Origin of the sequence: Streptomyces asoensis, from assembly GCF_016860545.1 — a bacterium.
GTDB classification, from domain to species: Bacteria; Actinomycetota; Actinomycetes; order Streptomycetales; family Streptomycetaceae; genus Streptomyces; species Streptomyces asoensis.
This window is the reverse complement of record NZ_BNEB01000002.1, coordinates 26664-44279: the sequence shown is the minus strand read 5'-3', so window position 1 is coordinate 44279 and position 17616 is coordinate 26664. Positions and strand designations below refer to the sequence as shown.

Sequence of the window (17616 nt, the reverse complement as noted above, 5' to 3'; positions counted from 1 at the left end):
CCGGCATGCTCATCGGCACCTGGAACCTGGAGAACCTCTACCGGCCATGGGGGTCCCCCCGTTCGGGTGAAGCCGAGAGTGGGGGAGGACCGTTCGGCCCGAAGGACGAGGCCGCCTACGAGGCGAAGCTCGCCGCGCTCGCCGACGTCGTCACCGCGCTCGCCCCGGACGTCCTCGGCGTGCAGGAGGTCGGCGAACCCGAGGCGCTGTCTGACCTGCTGGAAGCCGTGGGCGGCACCTGGTACGCGGCGCTGTCCGCGCATCCGGACGGCCGGGGCATCCGGGTCGGCGTGATCAGCCGTACCCCGGTGGAGGTGCTGGCCGATACGCGCGCGTACCCGGCCCTGCTGCGCCCCGTGCAGGCGGACGACTCCGGGGCGGCCACGGACGGCGCGGGCCGCGGGTTCCTCGCGGTGGAGACGGTCACCGGGGCCGGGCCGCTGCGGGTGGCGGTGGCCCATCTGAAGTCGAAGCTGCTGTCCTACCCCGGGGATCGCTTCTTCCCCCGGGACGAAGGCGAACGGGCGCGGTACGCCGCCTACGCCCTCTACCGCCGGGCCGCCGAGGCGACGGCGCTGCGCGCGCTGGCCGACGACCTTCTCGCGGGCGACGGCCGCCGGCGCGACGTGGCGGTGCTCGGCGATCTGAACGACGAGGTGCAGGCGGCCACCACCCAGATCCTGCTCGGCCCGCCCGGCTCGGAGATCGGCACCCGCGGATTCGGGACACCGGACCGGGGCGACGCGGCCCGGCTGTGGGACGTGGCCCCGCTGATCCCGGCGGAGCGCCGCTACTCACGGATCGACTCCGGCCGCCGGGAGCTGATCGACCACGTCATGACGAGTCACCGCCTGGTCCACCGGCTGACGTCGGCGGGCACCGGGGCGCCGGACCAGGAGGCCCGGCGGGAGCCGCCGCTCCCCTCGGTCGGCCCGGATCCCGCCGCGCGCCGGAACGCACCGGGATCGGACCACGCGCCGGTGTGGGCGCGCATCGAGTGACCGGGGGCCGGGGAGGCGCTCGGGCCGGCTCCTCCCGGGCCGGGGCTCAGCCGACGGACGCCGTACCGGACGCCGGCCGGGACCGTCCCGCCGCCGGCGGCCCGGGCACCGGCGCACGCAGCCCCACCCGCCGCCGTTTCGCCTCCGCCTCGCCGAGGAGCGCGGCGAGTTCCTCCCGGTGCCGTGCGGTGAGCCGGCCCGTGTCGTCGAGGTGGACGGCGCAGGCCGTGATGGTGTCGACGAGCCGTTCCAGGACGGCGGCGACCTCGTCCGTGCCCTCGGTGTGGCGGGCGACGGCGGGCAGTTCGTGGGCGGCCAGGGCGATGGCGGTACGCGCCTCGGCCAGGGCCCGGTAGGCCTCACGGCGCAGCGTCCAGCGGGCGGCCCGGCCGTCGAGGCCCTCGGTGCCGTCGAGCACATGGGTGAGGTAGGCGTGCGCGGCGTCCGCCGCGGCGGCGAGCCGGACCCGCACCTGCCCGCCGCGCGGCCCCGGCATCGGCAGATGCCCGACGATCAGTACGATCGCGCAGGCCAGCAAGGTCTCCGCGATCCGGCTGACGCAGGCCTGGGGCTCCCCGCCGACCATCACCAGGGACAGCACGAGCACGGTGACGACGGCGGTCTGGGCGGCGAAGTGCCGGGTGGAGGCGGGGATCAGCGCCCCGCAGAGGGCGACCAGCGCCACCAGCCCCTCCGGCCGGGGCAGCACGGCGGCGAGACCGGCGAAGAGCAGCGCCCCGAGCACGGTCCCCGCCGCCCGGCACAGTGCCCGGGACACCAGCGGCCCGAGGTCGGGCTTGACCAGGAAGACGGCGGTGGCGGGCAGCCAGTACCAGTGCGTGTGCCGCCCGTACCACTGGGCGTGGTTCAGTGCCTGGGCGACGGCGACCGCGGCCCCGAAGGAGAGACCGATCCGCAGCCCGAACTCGCGGCCGCCCGCCCCGGACGCGGCGCGCAGCAGATCGCGGGCGCCGCGCCGGCGGGTGTGCAGCGCGCCGCCGTCGCCCTGGTCGAAGGCGTCGGCGGCGTGCAGCAGGGCGTCGTCGAGGGCCCGCAGCGCGGGAGCGGACCGGGTGGGGGCGGGCAGCGGACCCGTGTGCGTGTGCGCCCGTACGGCGGCCGCGAGGCGCCGGGGCCCGGTGGAGGCCCGCCCGGACAGGGGCTCCCCCGCCCAGGCGAGCGCGGTCGCCGCCTCGGCGAGGGGCAGCGCCGCGGCGTACTGGGCGTGCAGGCGCCGTTCGGCGGCGGAGCCGGCGCGCGGCCGGAGCCGCGGCCCGGCGAGGGCGTCCTGCGCGTGGTCGAGGGCCGCGGTGAGCGCGGCCCGGCGGGCGACGGCCCGGTCGGTCCCGGCGGCGTCGAGCAGCTCCGCGACGGCGTCGTAGACGGCGGCCACCGCCTCCCGCTCGCCGTCGAAGCGGAAATCACCCGCCATCGAGCCGGGCGTGGGCAGGACCAGCCGCAGTGCGAGCAGCCAGCCTGCCCCCGCGAGGAAGGCGAGGGCGCGCGCCCAGCCGGCCTCCGGGACGGGCATCCCCGCGCCGATCGCGGAGGCGACGAGCAGCTGGGTGCCGGCCGCGGACGCGACCGGCCCGACGGCGCTCATCGCCCCGGCGAGCACTCCGAGCCCGGTGAGGACGACCGTCAGCGCGACCGCACCGAGGTGGTCCCCGGCGGCGGTCCCGGCGAGCAGGCCGGCCGCGCCCGCGAGCGCGGGCGTCCCGAGCCGCCTCACCGCGGTCCTCCTGCTGCCGGGCCGGTCGTTGATCCCGGCCAGCATCGCGGCGATCGCGGCGACCACCCCGAGAGAGGTCCGGCCGGTCAGCACGGACACGAGGAGCAGCGGCCCGGCCGCCAGCGCCCCTCGGGTCACGGCGTTCCACGGCACCGGCCCGCGCTGGGCGCGCAGGGCGTGGGAGAGCCAGGGCGGAAGAGCGGCGAGCGGGGTGCGCACCCGGCGCAGTGCGCGCAGCGGGCGGGCAGAGCGCGCGCCGGGGCCGACGCGAGGGACGGATGCGCGAGCGGGAAGGTGCGGGCGCGGGGGCACGGATCTCCTGTCGGACGAGGGCGGGGGTCTGCCTTCGGGCGACGGCGGCCGGGGCGATCAGCTGTGAGCTGTGGTGTCCACGGTACGGGGCGGTCCGGGAGAGAAGGGGCCGGTCGTGTTTCGGCGAGGTGACGCCTGGGCCGGAACCCGGGTTCTTTATGAACGCAAGGCCCGCAACGGGAGCGGGGCCGGGGGCGTAGCCTGCCCCCGGCCCCTGGAGAGCCGCCCATGTCGCACGCCGGCGCACTTGAGGACCCAGGTCAGTCGTGATGTCGTCGCGTCCTGCCTTTGGACCACCGCGCATCGAGCTGCGCGGGCCGGACTTGAACCGGCACTTCGACGTCCGGGGGCCTGGGCCCGGTCGCTCCGGCGATCGGCGGCGAATGCTGAGTCTGGAGCGAGAGTCTGAGATTCATCGCGATCCGTCCCTGTGTCGCGTGGCGGGTACGGTTCGCTCGTCACGACAAGCTTCAGCTTCAGCTTGCGCTCCTCGCGCACCCCGGCCTCGTCGGGCCGGGGGGTCTCGAAGGCTACCCGAACAGGTAGCCGAACACGGCGTCACCGACCCGCTGGTCGACGACGTCGGTGCCGTTCGCCTCCTCGCGGGCGAACTTCACCGCCTGCTGCACCTTCTCCAGACGGGTCAGGAGTTCGTTGACGCGGCGGGCGGGAAGGGCTCCCGAGAACTTCACGGTCGTCCAGTATCCGACCGGCACGTCCTCGTAGTACACCTCGACCTGCGCCGGATGCTTGTCGGTCGCCTCGGCCTTCACGTGGTTGCGGGGCACCTTCCGGGTCCGCAGCGTCCGTACCGGCTCGGTCTTCCACGCGTCGGTGGAGGGGTCCTGCGCCCAGGACTCGGAGGCGTCGAGCACGGGCAGCCTGCGCACGAAGGCGCTGAGGTCGACGAGCTGCTTCTCGAGGAAGAGCAGGTACGACACCGGAACGTCGGCGACGAGGACCCGGCCGTCGACCGTCACGTCCGCGCGGGCCGTGCAGTTGGCCCAGTCCTTCGTGGCGGTCACGTCGAACAGCCGGGTCAGGGTCGCCGCCGTCTCGCGCAGCACGTCCTCCGCCTTCACCTGCACCCGGGTCGACTCGGGCGGCAGTTGCTCGCCCTCCTCGTCCTTGGGCTGGTAGGTGCGCGAGATGCCGGCCAGCAGCGCGGGCTTGTGCAGGCCGTGCTGAGCCGCCGTCAGGTCCTGGTGGGCCTTGGACTTGATGCCCTTCTCGACCGCGATGATCTGATTGAGTTTCGCCACGACGCAGACGGTAGCCGTGGCAACGCCCGTGTCTCAAAGGGTTATCGGACCGCGGTCAGCACTCCCGGACGTTCCGGTGCCGGTGGCGGGTAGGCGGCAGGTCCAGCTCCTCGGCCGCGGCGAGGAGCGCGCCCGGCGCGGCGGCACGCAGACGGTTGCGGGCGGTCGAACGGAACACGGACAGCGCGGCACGCGCACGGGACTCGTAGGGGCCCTCGATCCCCGCGTTCAGGGACCGGGGAAAGGTGCGGCAGCAAAAGGCGCGCACCAGCGGCACGGGGACGGGGCGGCGCCCCTCGCGGCGCGCGCGGGCCGTCTCCGCTGCCTCGTGACGGAGTTCGCCGAGACGGTGGCCGGTGCTCCAGCCGCGGCCCTGGGCCGACAGGCCCCCGGGATCGACCCGGTGACGGGGACGCACGTGATGGACGGTACGGGACATGACGGACCTCCGAGGCCCGCCGGGACTTCCGGCGGGCCTAGAAGTCCGCCGCCGTGAACCGGCCCAGGCGCTTGGTCCGCATGACGGGAAGCCTGACGCGCGCTCCACCCGGTTGTCCATCGCATATCCCACGCACCCGAGGGAGCGCTACGACCCGGCCTCACCGGGATCCGCCGAGGCCGACTCGGGGGTACGGCCGGTCACCCCTCCGGGTCACTCCCCCGCCCGTCCGCTGCCCCGGCCGGTTCGACCCCGGCCGAGGGGGGCGGCCCGTTCACTCCCCGGGCCGTCCGCCACCCCGCCGGTCCGGCGCTGGGCCGCGGGGGTCGGTTCGCTTCCCGGGCCGTCCGCCACCCGGCCGGTCAGGCCCAGGCCCGGCGGTGTGGCCGGGTCGGTCGGGTTCGCCACGCCGCCCGGTCGGGTTCGGCAGCGGGCCGCGCCGGAGGGTGGGCGGTTCGTCATCCGGCGCCCCATGCCCTGCGTTTGGGCACCGGGCGGGCGAGACTGCCCGCCCGGCTGGTGGTGAGCCCCAGGCCGACCAGGCCCTCGGCCAGCTTCACGGCCGCGCCGACCCCGTCCACGACCGGAAGGCCCAGCTTGTCGCCCACCGTCCGCTCCAGTCCCGTCATCCCGGCGCACCCCAGGACCAGCACCTCGGCGCCCGCAGCCCGGACCCGCTCGGCGGCCGCCAGGAAGGCCGCCTCGGTGCGCTCGGCGTCGCCGAGGTCGAGGACGCCGAGGCCGGTGCCGACCACGGCGGCGCAGTTGCGGCCCACCCCGGCCAGCTCCAGGCTGTCCTCGATCTGCCCGCAGGACCGCTCCAGCGTGGTCACGACCCCGTACCGGCGCCCCAGCAGACACGCCAGGTGCGCGGCGGCCTCGGTGATGTCGACGACCGGCACGTCCACCAGCTCCCGCGCGCCCTCCCGTCCGTGCTCCCCGAAACCGGCCATGACGACGGCGTCGTAGGGCTCGCCGTCGTAGGTCCGCAGTGCGTCCATGACCGCCGCCGCGGAGAGGTAGCTGTCCAGCCAGCCCTCCGCCGACTCGGGCCCCCAGCCGGGGGTCAGTCCGGTCACGGTGGTGCCCGGGCCTGCGGCGGCCCGGGCACCTCGCACGATCTCCTCGGTCATCTCCTGCGTGGTGTTGCAGTTGGTGACGACGATCCGCACGCTCCGCACGTCTCTCAGACCTCCACGGGGTTCGGCTTCTCGGCGGCGGCCGCGGATCCGGCCGCCCGCTCACGGCGGCACAGCAGCACGTAGAGACCGGCGCCGAGCGCCGTGCCGATGAACCAGGAGTAGGGCGCCACATCGCTGAAGGTCTTCACCAGCGCGAGCACCGCGGCGACCGCGGCGGAGGGGAGGAACGCCCACAGCGCCTTGGGGTTGACGCCCTTGCGGTAGTAGTAGGGCGATCCCGGGGTGGCGTCGAACAGCTGGTCGACGTCGACGCGGCCGCGCTTGACCCAGTAGTAGTCGACCATGATCACGCCGAACAGCGGGCCGAGGAAGGCGCCGAGGCCACCGAGGAAGTAGTTGACGACCGTGGGGTTGGAGAACAGGTTCCACGGGGTGACGACCAGCGCCGCGACCGTGCTGATCATGCCGCCGACCTTGAAGGTGATCTTCTGTGGCCAGACGTTGGCGAGGTCGTACGCCGGGGAGACGAAGTTGGCGACGATGTTGACGCCCATGGTGGCGATGGCGAAGGTCAGGGCCCCCAGGACCAGGACCCAGGTGTTGCCGACCTTGGCGACCAGCTCCGCCGGGTCGGTGATGGCCTCGCCGAAGACCTCCAGCGAGCCGGCGGTGACGATCACGGAGACGATCACGAACGCCGTCGAGTTGAGGGGCAGCCCCCAGAAGTTGCCGCGGCGGACCGTCCTGTAGTCGGGCGCGAAGCGGGAGAAGTCGCAGAAGTTCAGCATCAGCGTGCCGTACGTGGCGAGGATCAGGCCGATCGCCCCGAACCACTGGCGCCACTGCTCACCCACGGAGACCGGGTGCGGGGTCGAGGTGAGCGAGATCGACCAGCCGGCCTTGGACAGCACCCACACGGCCAGCGCGATCATCACCAGCCAGATCGCCGGGCCGCAGAAGTCCTGGAACTTGCGCACCGACTCCATTCCCTGGCTGATGATCAGCGCCTGGACCAGCCACAGGGACAGGAAGGAGATCCAGCCCAGCGCGTCGAGGCCCAGGAAGGAACTGTGCGTCCAGGACTCCAGTCCCGGCCAGGCGGCCAGCAGCATCACGTTGACGGCGACGGAGGCGAGGTAGGTCTGGATGCCGTACCACATGATGGCGATCACGGCGCGGATGAGGGCCGGGATGTTCGCGCCCCAGACGCCGAAGCTGATGCGGCTGACCACCGGGAACGGCACACCGTGCCGCTGGCCGATGCGGCCCATCCAGTTCATGCCGACGTAGATGAGCACGAAGCCGACGAGCAGGGAGGTGAAGATCTGCCACACGTTCATGCCGAGGACCAGCAGACCGGCGGCGAAGGTGTAGTTGCCCAGGTTGTGGACGTCCGACATCCACATGGCGAAGAGGTCGAAGACCTTCCAGTTGCGCTTGCCCGCGGGCGCGAGGTCTTCGTTGGTGAGCCGGGGATCGGGGACGAACGCGGGTGTGCCGGTGGCTTCGGTTCTGTCGGCGAGGGACACGGGGCCTCCATGGACGGGGGACGGAGGAGACTACTGACCGGACCGTTTGGTATACCAAACTGCGCACATGGTCCCGCCGTCAAGCGTTCTGACCGATGTCGGCTCCGTTACGGCTCCGTAAAAGCCCCCTCGCATCGGCGAAGATGGACCCATGACGAAGATCGAACCCCTCGGAGCGGTGCGCGAGCGCGTCCTGGGGGCCCTGCGGCAGGAGATCATCGCCGGCAGGCTCCGCCCCGGGGACCGGCTCGTCGAACGCGAACTCGCCGACCGCTACGGCGTCTCCAGAGTCCCCGTCCGCGAAGCGATCCGGGCACTGGTCGCCGAGGGCTTCGTCCACTCCGAAACCCCCCGCCGCACGGTCGTACGCCCACTGAGCCCCACCGACGTCAAGGAACTCTTCGAACTCCGCGAGGCGTTGGAGGTGTACGCGGCCGGACTGGCCGCCACCCGGGCCACCCCGGACGACCTCGCGGAACTACGGGACCTGCTCACCAGCGCGGCCGCCGCCACCGAAGCCGCGGACGCCGAGGCGATCACCGACATCAACACCCGCTTCCACGACCGGCTCCTCGCCATGGCCGGCAACACCCTGCTGACCTCCGTCATGGAACCCGTCGCCGGCCGCCTGCAATGGCTCACCCGCCGCAACGAGGAATGGCCCCAGCTCCTCACCGAACACCAGGACCTCTACGACGCCATCGCCTCCGGCGACCCCGCCCGCGCCCGCGCCCACGCCCTGCACCACGTACAGGCCAACTACCGCTCCACCGTCCGCCACCTGTTCGGCGAACAGGACCCGCCCGCGGACACCGCCCGCTCCTGATCACGCTCCGCCTAGAATCCCCTGACCCTTCGGACAGGCGTCCGAAGACACACGTACGGCGAACACGTACGGCGAACACGAACGGGGAGAACCAGCATGGTGAGCAGACGTGGACTGCTGAGCGGAGCCGCACTCGTCGGGGCGGGCGCGGTGACCGGCGTACTGGGCACCGCCCCGAGCGCGGCCGCCGACACCCCGCTCGACACCCCCTTCACCCCCGTCACCACACCGCACCTCGCCCAGGCCGAACAGATGGTGCAGTACCAGCGCCTCCTCGCCGCCGGCCACCTCCCCACCGATCTCGCCGGCCACTGGCCGCTGGACGGCTCCGGCGCCGACCGCTCCGGCCGCGACCACCCCCTCACCCTCGGCACCGGCGCGAGCTGGACGACCCTGCGGGCCGGAGGCGAACTCACCCTCGACACGGCCTGGGCCACCACCGCCTCCGTGCTCGACACCACGGCCGCGTTCACCGTCTCCGCCTGGGTACGCCTCGCCGCCGACGCCGCCCCGACCAGCATGTACACCGCCGTCAGCCAGGACGGCACCGGATGCAGCCGCTTCCTGCTCCAGTACGACGACACCGCCGCCGCCTGGGCGTTCAAGGTGCGGTCCGAGGACCAGAGCGTCAAGATCTCCGCCCTGGGCACCAGCACCCCCGCACCCGGCACCTGGACCCACCTGACCGGCGTGTGGGACGGCACCCGGGTCCACCTCTACGTCAACGGCGTACCCGAGGGCACCGCCGACGCCGCCCTCTCCTGGGCCGCCCCCCAGGGCTTCAACATAGGCCGCGCCCGCTGGAACGGCGCCTACGTGAACCACTTCAAGGGCTCCGTCGACGACGTCCGCGCCTACGGCCGCGCCCTGACCGCCGACGAGATCTCCCTGATCAGCGGCCGGACGGCCCGCCTCAACAACGTCTACCTCATCGGCTCCCCGTCGACCGTCACCTGGGGCACCCCCGACGACCTGGCGAGCTGGATCGCCCGCGCCCGCTGCTCGTCCTTCGTCACCTGGACGCTGAAACACACCTACGGGTGGGCCACCGACGCCTACTTCACCCAGTACTTCCAGGACCGCATCCCCGAAGCGGCCGACTACCGCCGGGCCTTCGCCGCGGGCACCGCCGGCCCGCGCCTCCAGCAGATCCGCAAGGTCACCGACCTCCGGCCCGGCGACCTGATCGCGGTGGACTACAACGGCCAGGTCGAGAACAACACCGGGCACATCGTGATGGTCCGCGAGATCAAGGGCGTCTTCAGCGGGGTCGCCGACTTCACCGGCGAGACCCAGTACGCCGTCGAGGTCGTCGACTGCACCGCCGAACCGCACGGCGTGTACGCCCTGACCAACTACCCCAAGTATCCCGACACCCGCATGGTGAGCCTGCTCGCACAGGAGCAGTTCGAGGGCGTCGGCATCGGCCACATGATGTTCTACGCCTCCGACGCCACCGGTGAGTTCTCCCGCTACCGCTGGAGCGTCAACACCGCCCGCGACAAGACCTATCCGGTCACCTCACGGCCGATCGCCGCGGCACGCGTCGTCTGACCCGCCCTCACGTCAGCCCCGCCACCCCCGCGGCCGTGCTCAGCACCTCGCGCAGCATCGCGGGGGTGAGCCGCCCCGTGAAGGTGTTGCGCTGACTGACATGAAAACACCCGAAGACCTCGACGCCCCCGGGGCCTTCCGCACCGTCGAGGCCGTCCTTCCGGCCGCCCGGCTCCCGTGGAAGGTCCGGGGCGGGGAGCGGCACCCTGGTTCCGTGCGCGAAGGCGGGCCGCGGCCGGGGCACGGTCCAGCCGGCCTCGGCGAACGCCGGCAACGCGGCCTGCCAGCCGAAAGCGCCGAGTACGACGACCGCCCGCAACGTCGGCCGCAGCAGCCGCAACTCCTGCACCAGCCAGGGCCGGCAGGTGTCCCGCTCCCCCGGCGTGGGCCTGTTGGCGGGCGGCGCACAGTGCACGGGCGAGGTGATCCGCACGCCGTACAGCTCCAGCCCGTCGTCCACCGAGACCGCGGTGGGCTGCGAAGCGAGCCCCACGTCGTACAACGCCTGGTACAGCACGTCCCCGGAACGGTCCCCGGTGAACATCCGCCCCGTCCGGTTCCCCCCGTGCGCGGCGGGGGCCAGCCCGACGATCAGCAGCCGGGCGTCCGGCGGGCCGAAGCCGGGCACCGGCCGACCCCAGTACGTCCAGTCCGCGAAGGCCGCCCGCTTGGTACGGGCGACCTCCTCACGCCACGCCACCAGCCGAGCACACGCCCCGCACCCCGCCACCCGCAGATCGAGCTCGCCAAGAGCGGACCGAGAGGCCCCGGAGGCGGGAGGAGCGGGGGCGGGAGAGGCCGGGGTGGGAGAGGCGGAGGCGGGAAGAGCGGGGGCGGGACGGGCGGGGGCCTTGGGGGCGTCCATGTCTCCACCGTAAGACGGGAGGGGCGGATTCCCGGCCAGGTGACTTGAGCAGCCGGGGGGTCCCCCTCCCCCCCCCCACCCCCCGACCCCACCCCTCCCCCGCCTGTCATGCCTCTCGTCGTGCCCAGCGCAGGAGTGCCCTGTTCGACTCCCGGCGCTTCCAGGCGATGAGCGCCAGCGGGATGATCAGGATGAGGGGCGTCGCCGCGTTCTGGCCGTCGAAGACGACGACCTGGACGACGAAGGCGCCCACCATCAGCGCTCCCAGTGCCACCGCCGCCACGGACTGGAGCACCGGGACGAGCAGGGCGATCGCCCCGGCGAGCTCGAGGACGCCGATGGTGTACATGCCGGCGTTGCCCCAGCCCATCTTGTCGAAGCCCTCGGACGCCGACGGGTGCGCGATCAGCTTCGGCAGCGCGCTGGCGATGCCGTAGAAGAGCGCGAGGAACACCTGCAAGCCCCGCAGTGCGATCCGGGCCCGGCGGGCGCGGCGCTCCGCGCGTGCCGGAGCCGGGGCGGAACCAGAGCCGGAGCCGGAGCCGGACGGGGCTCCGGCGGCGGAGGCAGTGGCGGAGGCGGCGAGGGGAGCCGTGGTCTCGGACATGGAGGTCTCCTGCGGTGTGAGCGGTGTGTGGTGAGCGGTGCGTCGTGCTGTCGGTGAGGTAGACCGCCCCCGGCTCCCGAACTCATCGCACCTCGCCGCCCCTTACTCCGCCGTCCGCACCGCTCTCACCCACATGCGGTCCTGCGTCAGCCAGCTCTCCCGTTCCAGTCCCGCCTCGGTCAGTGCCTCCTCGAACTGTTCATCGGTCAAGGACCGGGATCTGAAGGTCTGGGTCCATACCGCGTCCGGGAACTCGTACTGCGCGCGCACGGAGTCGACGCCGTCCGCGACGGGCTCGCACGAGACGATCCGTACCGTGAAGCCGGCGGGATCGACGCGTTCGCGCGGCACGTCGCAGTGGTAGTGCGCTCCCTCCCGCTGGATCAGCACGCACCCGCCGTCGGCGACGTGCCGTGCGCAGGCGCGCAGCATCTTTCGCCGTAAGCCGGCGTCCGCGTTGTGCACGAGGAACGACGCGAGCATCACGACGTCGAACGTCTCCTCCAGGGCGAGGTCCTCGATGGGGCCGCGTATGGTGCGCGCCCCGCGGACGCGTTCCAGCATCTCGGCGGATTCGTCCACGGCCGTGACCGTGAAGCCGCGGTCCAGGAGGGCGTGGGTGATCCGGCCGACGCCGCTGCCCAGTTCCAGGATGTGGGCGCGCGGGGGCACCGCCGCGGTGATGATCTCGGGTTCGTCGCCCACCGGCAGGCGGGAGTAGAGCTCGACCGCGCAGCCGTCGGGGGTGATCGCGCCGGGGCCGGTTCCGTTGTGTCCTTCTCGCATCTGGAGTCCCATGCCCGTCCAACGGGCCGTGGGCGTCGGGGCGTTCCGTCGGGCCGCTGGTTCACTCGTTCGAGGGATGGGTGTCCTGTTCGAGCGGTGTGGGGGCCGGTTCACCCGCTCCCTGGAGAACGCCGGAGCCGAGGAGTACGTTGCAGGGAGGAGCGGTGATCGGGATGCGTACGGGCAGTGAGCCGACGACAGCGCGCAGTGCGCTGAGGATGCGTCTGTGGCTGACGCTGTGGGGTCTGGCCTGGGCGATCTTCGGGACGGCCGCGTTCGCCCTCGCCGGGCGTCCGGGGTGGGCGGCTGCCTGCGGGGTGCTGTGGGTGGTGGTCACCGTGGATCTGACGATGATCCTGCGGCACCGGCGGGAGGGTCCGCACTATCAGCCGGGCCGTGACGTCCCGCCGTACCGGCCGCCCGAGCACCGTCACCCGTGAGGCATCCGCAGGACGGCCGTCGCGAACCGTGCGGCGGTCCGCCCCGAGGGGCGGGGGCCGGATTCGGGCGGCCGGGTCCGGGCGCGGTGGCCGGGTCCGGGCGCTCTCAGTCCTCGAAGCGGGCCGCTTTGAGGTACTGCGGGTTCGGGTCGAGGGCGGCGGCGAGCCGGAAGTGGCGTTTGGCCTGGTCGCCGCGGCCCTGCCGTTCGTAGGTGCGGCCGAGTGCGAAGTGCGCGAAGGCGTTGTCCGGCTCGCGCTCCAGGACGACCGTGAACTCCAGCTCGGCGGGCCGCAGTTGGGCGGCGGCGAAGAAGGCTCGCGCGCGCAGCAGCCGGGCGGCCGTGTTCTCGGGGTGCGCGGCGATGACTCCGTCGAGCAATTTCACCGCGCCCCGCGGGTCCCGTGCGGCGAGCAGGTGCTCGGCGGCACGGAAGTCGATGACATCTGTCTCCGGGGTACGTCCGGTCGAACCGCTGGTATCGGGCACGGAAAAATCCTTCCCTTGCTCGCCGGGTTCAACGCGCGTGGCGAGGGCCGCTATTCCGGGGCGGACCCGTGGGACGCCCGTGCTCTGCGTGCGAGGTCGGCCCAGACGTCCTCGACGCGCCGCTGGAGGTCGACGAGCGGTACGTCGTTGTCGATGACGATGTCGGCGATCTTCCGGCGGTCGTCGCGGGTGGCCTGTGCGGCCATGCGCGCGCGGGCGTCGTCCTCGGTCATGCCGCGCAGCCGGACGAGCCGGTCGAGCTGGGTCCCGGGGGCGACGTCGACGACGATCACGAGGTCGTAGAGGGGGGCGAGGCCGTTCTCGGTGAGGAGGGGGACGTCGTGGACGACGACGGCGTCCTCGGGGGCGGCCGTCTCCAGTTCGCGGGAGCGTGCTCCGACGAGGGGGTGCACGATCGAGTTGAGGAGGGCCAGTTTCTCCGGGTCGGCGAAGACGACGGAGCCCAGGCGGGGGCGGTCGAGGCTGCCGTCCGGGGCGAGGACGTCCTCGCCGAAGGCTTGCGTGACGGCGGTGAGTCCGGGGGTCCCGGGGGCGACGACCTCGCGTGCGATGCGGTCGGCGTCGATGAGCACGGCTCCGTGTGCGACGAGCAGCCGTGACACCTCGCTCTTGCCGGCGCCGATGCCGCCGGTCAGGCCCACTTTCAGCATGGGCGGAAGCTTAGGGCCTGGCGGTGACGGAGCGCCCGCCAGGCCCTTGCGCACGGTGTTCCCCGCGCGTTCCCCGCCGTGTCTCCCCTGGTGGGAGGGTGCGGCGGGGACGGGGCGCGTTCGCGGGCGGGGTCAGGCTTCGCCTTCGCGTTCGGCGAGGAATCGCTCGAACTCCTGCCCGATCTCGTCCGCCGAGGGGATGTCGACCGGTTCGGCGAGCATGTTGCCGCGGGTCTCGGCGCCGGCGGCCGCGTCGTACTGGTGCTCCAGGCCCTGGACGAGGGAGGTGAGTTCCTCGTCGCCCTCCTGGATCTGGCGGTCGATCTCGGTCTGTGTGCGGTGGGCGTCCGTGCGCAGGGAGTGCGCGATGCCCGGCAGGACGAGGCCGGTGGCCGCCGTGATGGCCTCCAGGACGGTCAGTGCCGCGTCCGGGTAGGCCGAGCGGGCGATGTAGTGCGGGACGTGCGCGGCGACGCCCAGGATGTCGTGTCCGGCTTCCATGAGGCGGTACTCGACGAGCGCCTCGGCGCTGCCGGGGACCTGGGCCTCGTCGAAGGGGCTGCGGTGGCCCGGCATGAGGTCCGTGCGGTTGCCGTGCGGGGTGAGACCGACGGGACGGGTGTGCGGGACGCCCATGGGGATGCCGTGGAAGTTGACCGACAGGCGGACGCCGAGCCGCTCGACGATCTGCCGGACGGCGACGGCGAAGCGTTCCCACTCGACGTCGGGCTCGGGGCCGGACAGCAGGAGGAAGGGCGCGCCGGTGGTGTCCTGCACCAGCCGGACCTCGATGGCCGGCTCCTCGTACTCGGTCCACCGGTCGCGCTTGAAGGTCAGCAGCGGGCGGCGGGCGCGGTAGTCGACCAGCCGGTCGTGGTCGAAGCGGGCGACGAGCTGGTGGGGCAGCGAGTCGAGGAGCCGGTCGACGATCTGGTCGCCGGTCTCGCCCGCGTCGATGTATCCGTCGAAGTGGTAGAGCATGACAAGTCCGGCCGACTCCTGGGCGAGCGCCATGTCGACGACCGCCAGCCCTTTCGGCTCCCATGCGTACAAACCCTGCGGATCAAGCACTTGGACCGCTCCCCTCGTGTTCCTTCGTTCCAACGCCCTTGAGGGGGTGGGTATTCCCGGGCCGCGATCTTGTTCGGGCGGGGTGGCGGGTGTCCGGGCAGCACCGAGGGCCCGCACCTGAGAAGGTGCGGGCCCTCGGTCGAGCGACTAGGCCTCAGTGGCTAGCGTTCGTTCAGCTCTGGCCGCCGGCCAGCTTCTCGCGCAGTGCGGCGAGCGCCTCGTCCGAGGCCAGCGCGCCGGACGTGTCGGCACCCTCGGAGGAGTAGGAGCCGCCACCACCGGACGCGGCCGGAGCCGCACCCGCGGTGTCGCCGCCCTCGGCGGCCGCGGCGGCGTCCGCCTCGCGGGACTTGATGACCTGAGCCTGGTGCTGCTCGAAGCGGGTCTGCGCCTCGGCGTACTGGTTCTCCCAGACCTCACGCTGCGACTCGAAGCCCTCGAGCCAGTCGTTGGTCTCGGGGTCGAAGCCCTCGGGGTAGATGTAGTTGCCCTGGTCGTCGTACGACGCGGCCATGCCGTAGAGCGTCGGGTCGAACTCGACCGAGGCCGGGTCGGAACCGAAGGACTCGTTGGCCTGCTTCAGCGACAGCGAGATCCGGCGACGCTCGAGGTCGATGTCGATGACCTTGACGAAGATCTCGTCGTTGACCTGGACGACCTGCTCCGGGATCTCCACGTGGCGCTCGGCCAGCTCGGAGATGTGGACCAGACCCTCGATGCCCTCGTCGACGCGGACGAACGCACCGAACGGAACCAGCTTCGTGACCTTGCCGGGCACGACCTGACCGATCTGGTGGGTCCGGGCGAACTGCTGCCACGGGTCTTCCTGGGTCGCCTTCAGCGACAGGGAGACGCGCTCGCGGTCCATGTCGACGTCGAGGACCTCGACCGTGACCTCCTGGCCGACCTCGACGACCTCGGAGGGGTGGTCGATGTGCTTCCAGGAGAGCTCCGAGACGTGGACCAGACCGTCGACGCCACCCAGGTCCACGAAGGCACCGAAGTTGACGATCGAGGAGACGACGCCGGAACGGACCTGACCCTTCTGGAGGGTCGTGAGGAACGTCTGGCGCACCTCGGACTGGGTCTGCTCCAGCCAGGCGCGGCGGGACAGGACCACGTTGTTGCGGTTCTTGTCCAGCTCGATGATCTTCGCCTCGAGCTCCTTGCCCACGTAGGGCTGGAGGTCGCGGACGCGGCGCATCTCGACGAGGGAGGCCGGCAGGAAGCCACGGAGGCCGATGTCGAGGATGAGACCACCCTTGACGACCTCGATGACGGTACCGGTGACGATGCCGTCCTCTTCCTTGATCTTCTCGATGGTGCCCCAGGCGCGCTCGTACTGGGCGCGCTTCTTCGAGAGGATCAGGCGGCCTTCCTTGTCCTCCTTCTGGAGAACAAGGGCTTCGATCTCGTCACCGACGGCGACGACCTCGTTGGGGTCGACGTCGTGCTTGATCGAGAGCTCGCGGCTCGGGATGACACCTTCGGTCTTGTAACCGATGTCGAGGAGAACCTCGTCCCGGTCAACCTTGACGATGACGCCGTCGACGATGTCGCCATCGTTGAAGTACTTGATCGTCTCGTCGATAGCGGCGAGGAATGCTTCCTCGTCACCGATGTCGTTGACCGCAACCTGCGGGGTGGTGGCGGTGGTCTCGGTGCTGCTCGTCATGTGGGAAAGGGCTCCGGTACGGACAGTGAGTCGTAGGTACTGCTACGCCGGGAACCCGTGTCGCTCTGATGAAGACCGGACAGCTCAGGAAACGCCTCACCAGGAAACGGTGAGGACGCCTCGACAACCGAGGGGACATACAACAGATGCGGCGCAGCCTGCTATGTCTGAGGTGCGCAGGCCCACAGCGCAACTTGTAGCATACGGGGGCAGCCGGGCGGGGTCAATGCGCGAAGGCGCACACCCGGGGCGGATCGCCGCAAACCCGGCACACAACCTTTCTCCTGAGGTCACGCAGGCCGCAGGAGGCCCCTTCGGTGACACCTCGGGTGACACCGACGGGCGGGTTGCACGGAAGAGTACGACGAGGGAGCCGATCATCCAAGAGCCCGCATCGTCCGAGCCGGCCTTCGAGCCGGAAGCCACCCGACGTGACGCCGGCGTCACCGAGAGTTCCCGGGCCAACCGGGGCTGGTGGGACCGCAACGCGGACGAATACCAGATCGAGCACGGCACCTTCCTCGGCGACGACCGCTTCGTGTGGAGTCCCGAGGGACTGGACGAGGTGGAGGCCGAGCTGCTCGGCCCGCCGGAGGACCTGAAGGGCAAGGCGGTCCTGGAGATCGGCGCCGGCGCGGCGCAGTGCGCGCGCTGGCTGAGCGCCCAGGGCGCCCACCCGGTGGCCCTGGACCTCTCCCACCGTCAGCTCCAGCACGCGCTGCGCATCGGCGCGCCGTTCCCGCTGGTGTGCGCCGACGCTGGCGCGCTGCCCTTCGCCGACGCCTCCTTCGACCTGGCCTGCTCGGCGTACGGGGCGCTGCCCTTCGTCGCCGATCCGGTGCTGGTCCTGAAGGAGGTGCGGCGGGTGCTGCGGCCGGGCGGCCGCTTCGTGTTCTCGGTGACCCACCCGGTGCGCTGGGCGTTCCCGGACGAGCCGGGCCCGGAGGGGCTGACGGTGACGTCCTCCTACTTCGACCGCACCCCGTACGTCGAGCAGGACGACGAGGGCCACGCGGTGTACGTGGAGCACCACCGGACGCTGGGCGACCGGGTCCGCGACATCGTGGCGGGCGGCTTCCGGCTGGTGGACCTGGTCGAGCCGCAGTGGCCCTCGTGGAACACCTCGGAGTGGGGCGGCTGGTCGCCGCTGCGCGGGAACCTGATCCCGGGGACGGCCGTCTTCGTCTGCGAGCGGGACTAGGGACTGGGGACGCGGG

Annotated in this window: 17 protein-coding genes; 5 read left to right on the top strand and 12 right to left on the bottom strand. The window is 72.2% G+C overall.

What is annotated here, in order from left to right; translation table 11 throughout:
- The first annotated feature begins 5 nt into the window (after positions 1-5).
- Positions 6-1001: an endonuclease/exonuclease/phosphatase family protein gene (locus Saso_RS03315; RefSeq protein WP_189916653.1), complete on the top strand. Its 996-nt coding sequence runs from the start codon at positions 6-8 to the stop codon at positions 999-1001.
- Between the two features lie 46 nt (positions 1002-1047).
- Here Saso_RS03315 and Saso_RS03310 read toward each other — a convergent pair whose 3' ends face one another.
- The 5 genes from Saso_RS03310 to Saso_RS03290 form a co-directional block, all read right to left on the bottom strand.
- Positions 1048-2961, bottom strand: a complete 1914-nt coding sequence (locus Saso_RS03310) for an FUSC family protein (protein ID WP_372442426.1) — start codon at positions 2959-2961, stop codon at positions 1048-1050.
- Between the two features lie 614 nt (positions 2962-3575).
- Entirely contained in the window at positions 3576-4307 is a 732-nt protein-coding gene (locus Saso_RS03305; RefSeq protein WP_189916657.1) for a DUF7873 family protein, read from the bottom strand.
- Between the two features lie 55 nt (positions 4308-4362).
- The gene (locus Saso_RS03300) at positions 4363-4725 is read right to left on the bottom strand and encodes a hypothetical protein (protein ID WP_229900966.1); all 363 of its coding nucleotides are present in this window, start codon (positions 4723-4725) and stop codon (positions 4363-4365) included.
- A 479-nt stretch (positions 4726-5204) separates the two neighbouring features.
- Positions 5205-5918 carry an aspartate/glutamate racemase family protein gene (locus tag Saso_RS03295; RefSeq protein ID WP_189918445.1) on the bottom strand — a complete coding sequence of 238 codons (714 nt, stop codon included), beginning with the start codon at positions 5916-5918 and terminating at the stop codon, positions 5205-5207.
- A 14-nt stretch (positions 5919-5932) separates the two neighbouring features.
- The gene (locus Saso_RS03290) at positions 5933-7417 is read right to left on the bottom strand and encodes an NCS1 family nucleobase:cation symporter-1 (RefSeq protein WP_189916661.1); all 1485 of its coding nucleotides are present in this window, start codon (positions 7415-7417) and stop codon (positions 5933-5935) included.
- Between the two features lie 151 nt (positions 7418-7568).
- Here Saso_RS03290 and Saso_RS03285 point away from each other — a divergent pair, with 151 nt between their 5' ends.
- Both Saso_RS03285 and Saso_RS03280 read left to right on the top strand, forming a co-directional pair.
- The gene (locus Saso_RS03285; protein WP_189916663.1) at positions 7569-8243 is read left to right on the top strand and encodes a GntR family transcriptional regulator; all 675 of its coding nucleotides are present in this window, start codon (positions 7569-7571) and stop codon (positions 8241-8243) included.
- Positions 8244-8339: 96 nt separating this feature from the next.
- Complete coding sequence (locus tag Saso_RS03280) at positions 8340-9797, top strand: LamG domain-containing protein (RefSeq protein ID WP_189916665.1); 1458 nt, start codon at positions 8340-8342, stop codon at positions 9795-9797.
- Positions 9798-9804: 7 nt separating this feature from the next.
- Here Saso_RS03280 and Saso_RS03275 read toward each other — a convergent pair whose 3' ends face one another.
- From Saso_RS03275 to Saso_RS03265, 3 genes are all read right to left on the bottom strand, one after another.
- Complete coding sequence (locus Saso_RS03275) at positions 9805-10497, bottom strand: uracil-DNA glycosylase (RefSeq protein ID WP_308426816.1); 693 nt, start codon at positions 10495-10497, stop codon at positions 9805-9807.
- 271 nt (positions 10498-10768) lie between these two features.
- Positions 10769-11269, bottom strand: coding sequence for a DoxX family protein (locus Saso_RS03270; RefSeq protein WP_189916667.1), 501 nt, complete (start codon positions 11267-11269; stop codon positions 10769-10771).
- 102 nt (positions 11270-11371) lie between these two features.
- Positions 11372-12055 carry a class I SAM-dependent methyltransferase gene (locus Saso_RS03265; protein ID WP_189916669.1) on the bottom strand — a complete coding sequence of 228 codons (684 nt, stop codon included), beginning with the start codon at positions 12053-12055 and terminating at the stop codon, positions 11372-11374.
- 173 nt (positions 12056-12228) lie between these two features.
- Between Saso_RS03265 and Saso_RS03260 the strand changes: the two genes are divergently transcribed.
- Positions 12229-12495 carry a DUF6343 family protein gene (locus Saso_RS03260; protein ID WP_189916670.1) on the top strand — a complete coding sequence of 89 codons (267 nt, stop codon included), beginning with the start codon at positions 12229-12231 and terminating at the stop codon, positions 12493-12495.
- A gap of 106 nt (positions 12496-12601) precedes the next feature.
- On the opposite strand, the gene Saso_RS03255 is transcribed toward Saso_RS03260, so the two are convergent.
- The 4 genes from Saso_RS03255 to rpsA all read right to left on the bottom strand — a co-directional run bounded on the left by Saso_RS03255 (position 12602) and on the right by rpsA (position 16399).
- On the bottom strand, positions 12602-12982 hold the full coding sequence (locus Saso_RS03255; protein WP_189916671.1) for a tetratricopeptide repeat protein: 381 nt from the start codon (positions 12980-12982) through the stop codon (positions 12602-12604).
- A gap of 50 nt (positions 12983-13032) precedes the next feature.
- Positions 13033-13653 carry a dephospho-CoA kinase gene (coaE, locus tag Saso_RS03250; protein ID WP_189916672.1) on the bottom strand — a complete coding sequence of 207 codons (621 nt, stop codon included), beginning with the start codon at positions 13651-13653 and terminating at the stop codon, positions 13033-13035.
- Between the two features lie 132 nt (positions 13654-13785).
- Positions 13786-14724 (bottom strand): PAC2 family protein, encoded by a 939-nt coding sequence (locus Saso_RS03245; protein WP_189916673.1) that lies wholly within the window; start codon positions 14722-14724, stop codon positions 13786-13788.
- A gap of 172 nt (positions 14725-14896) precedes the next feature.
- A complete protein-coding gene (gene rpsA / locus Saso_RS03240; protein WP_189916674.1) occupies positions 14897-16399 on the bottom strand; it encodes a 30S ribosomal protein S1 in 1503 nt (500 codons plus the stop codon).
- Positions 16400-16625: 226 nt separating this feature from the next.
- Between rpsA and Saso_RS03235 the strand changes: the two genes are divergently transcribed.
- Entirely contained in the window at positions 16626-17600 is a 975-nt protein-coding gene (locus tag Saso_RS03235; protein WP_229900968.1) for a class I SAM-dependent methyltransferase, read from the top strand.
- Positions 17601-17616: the final 16 nt, after the last annotated feature.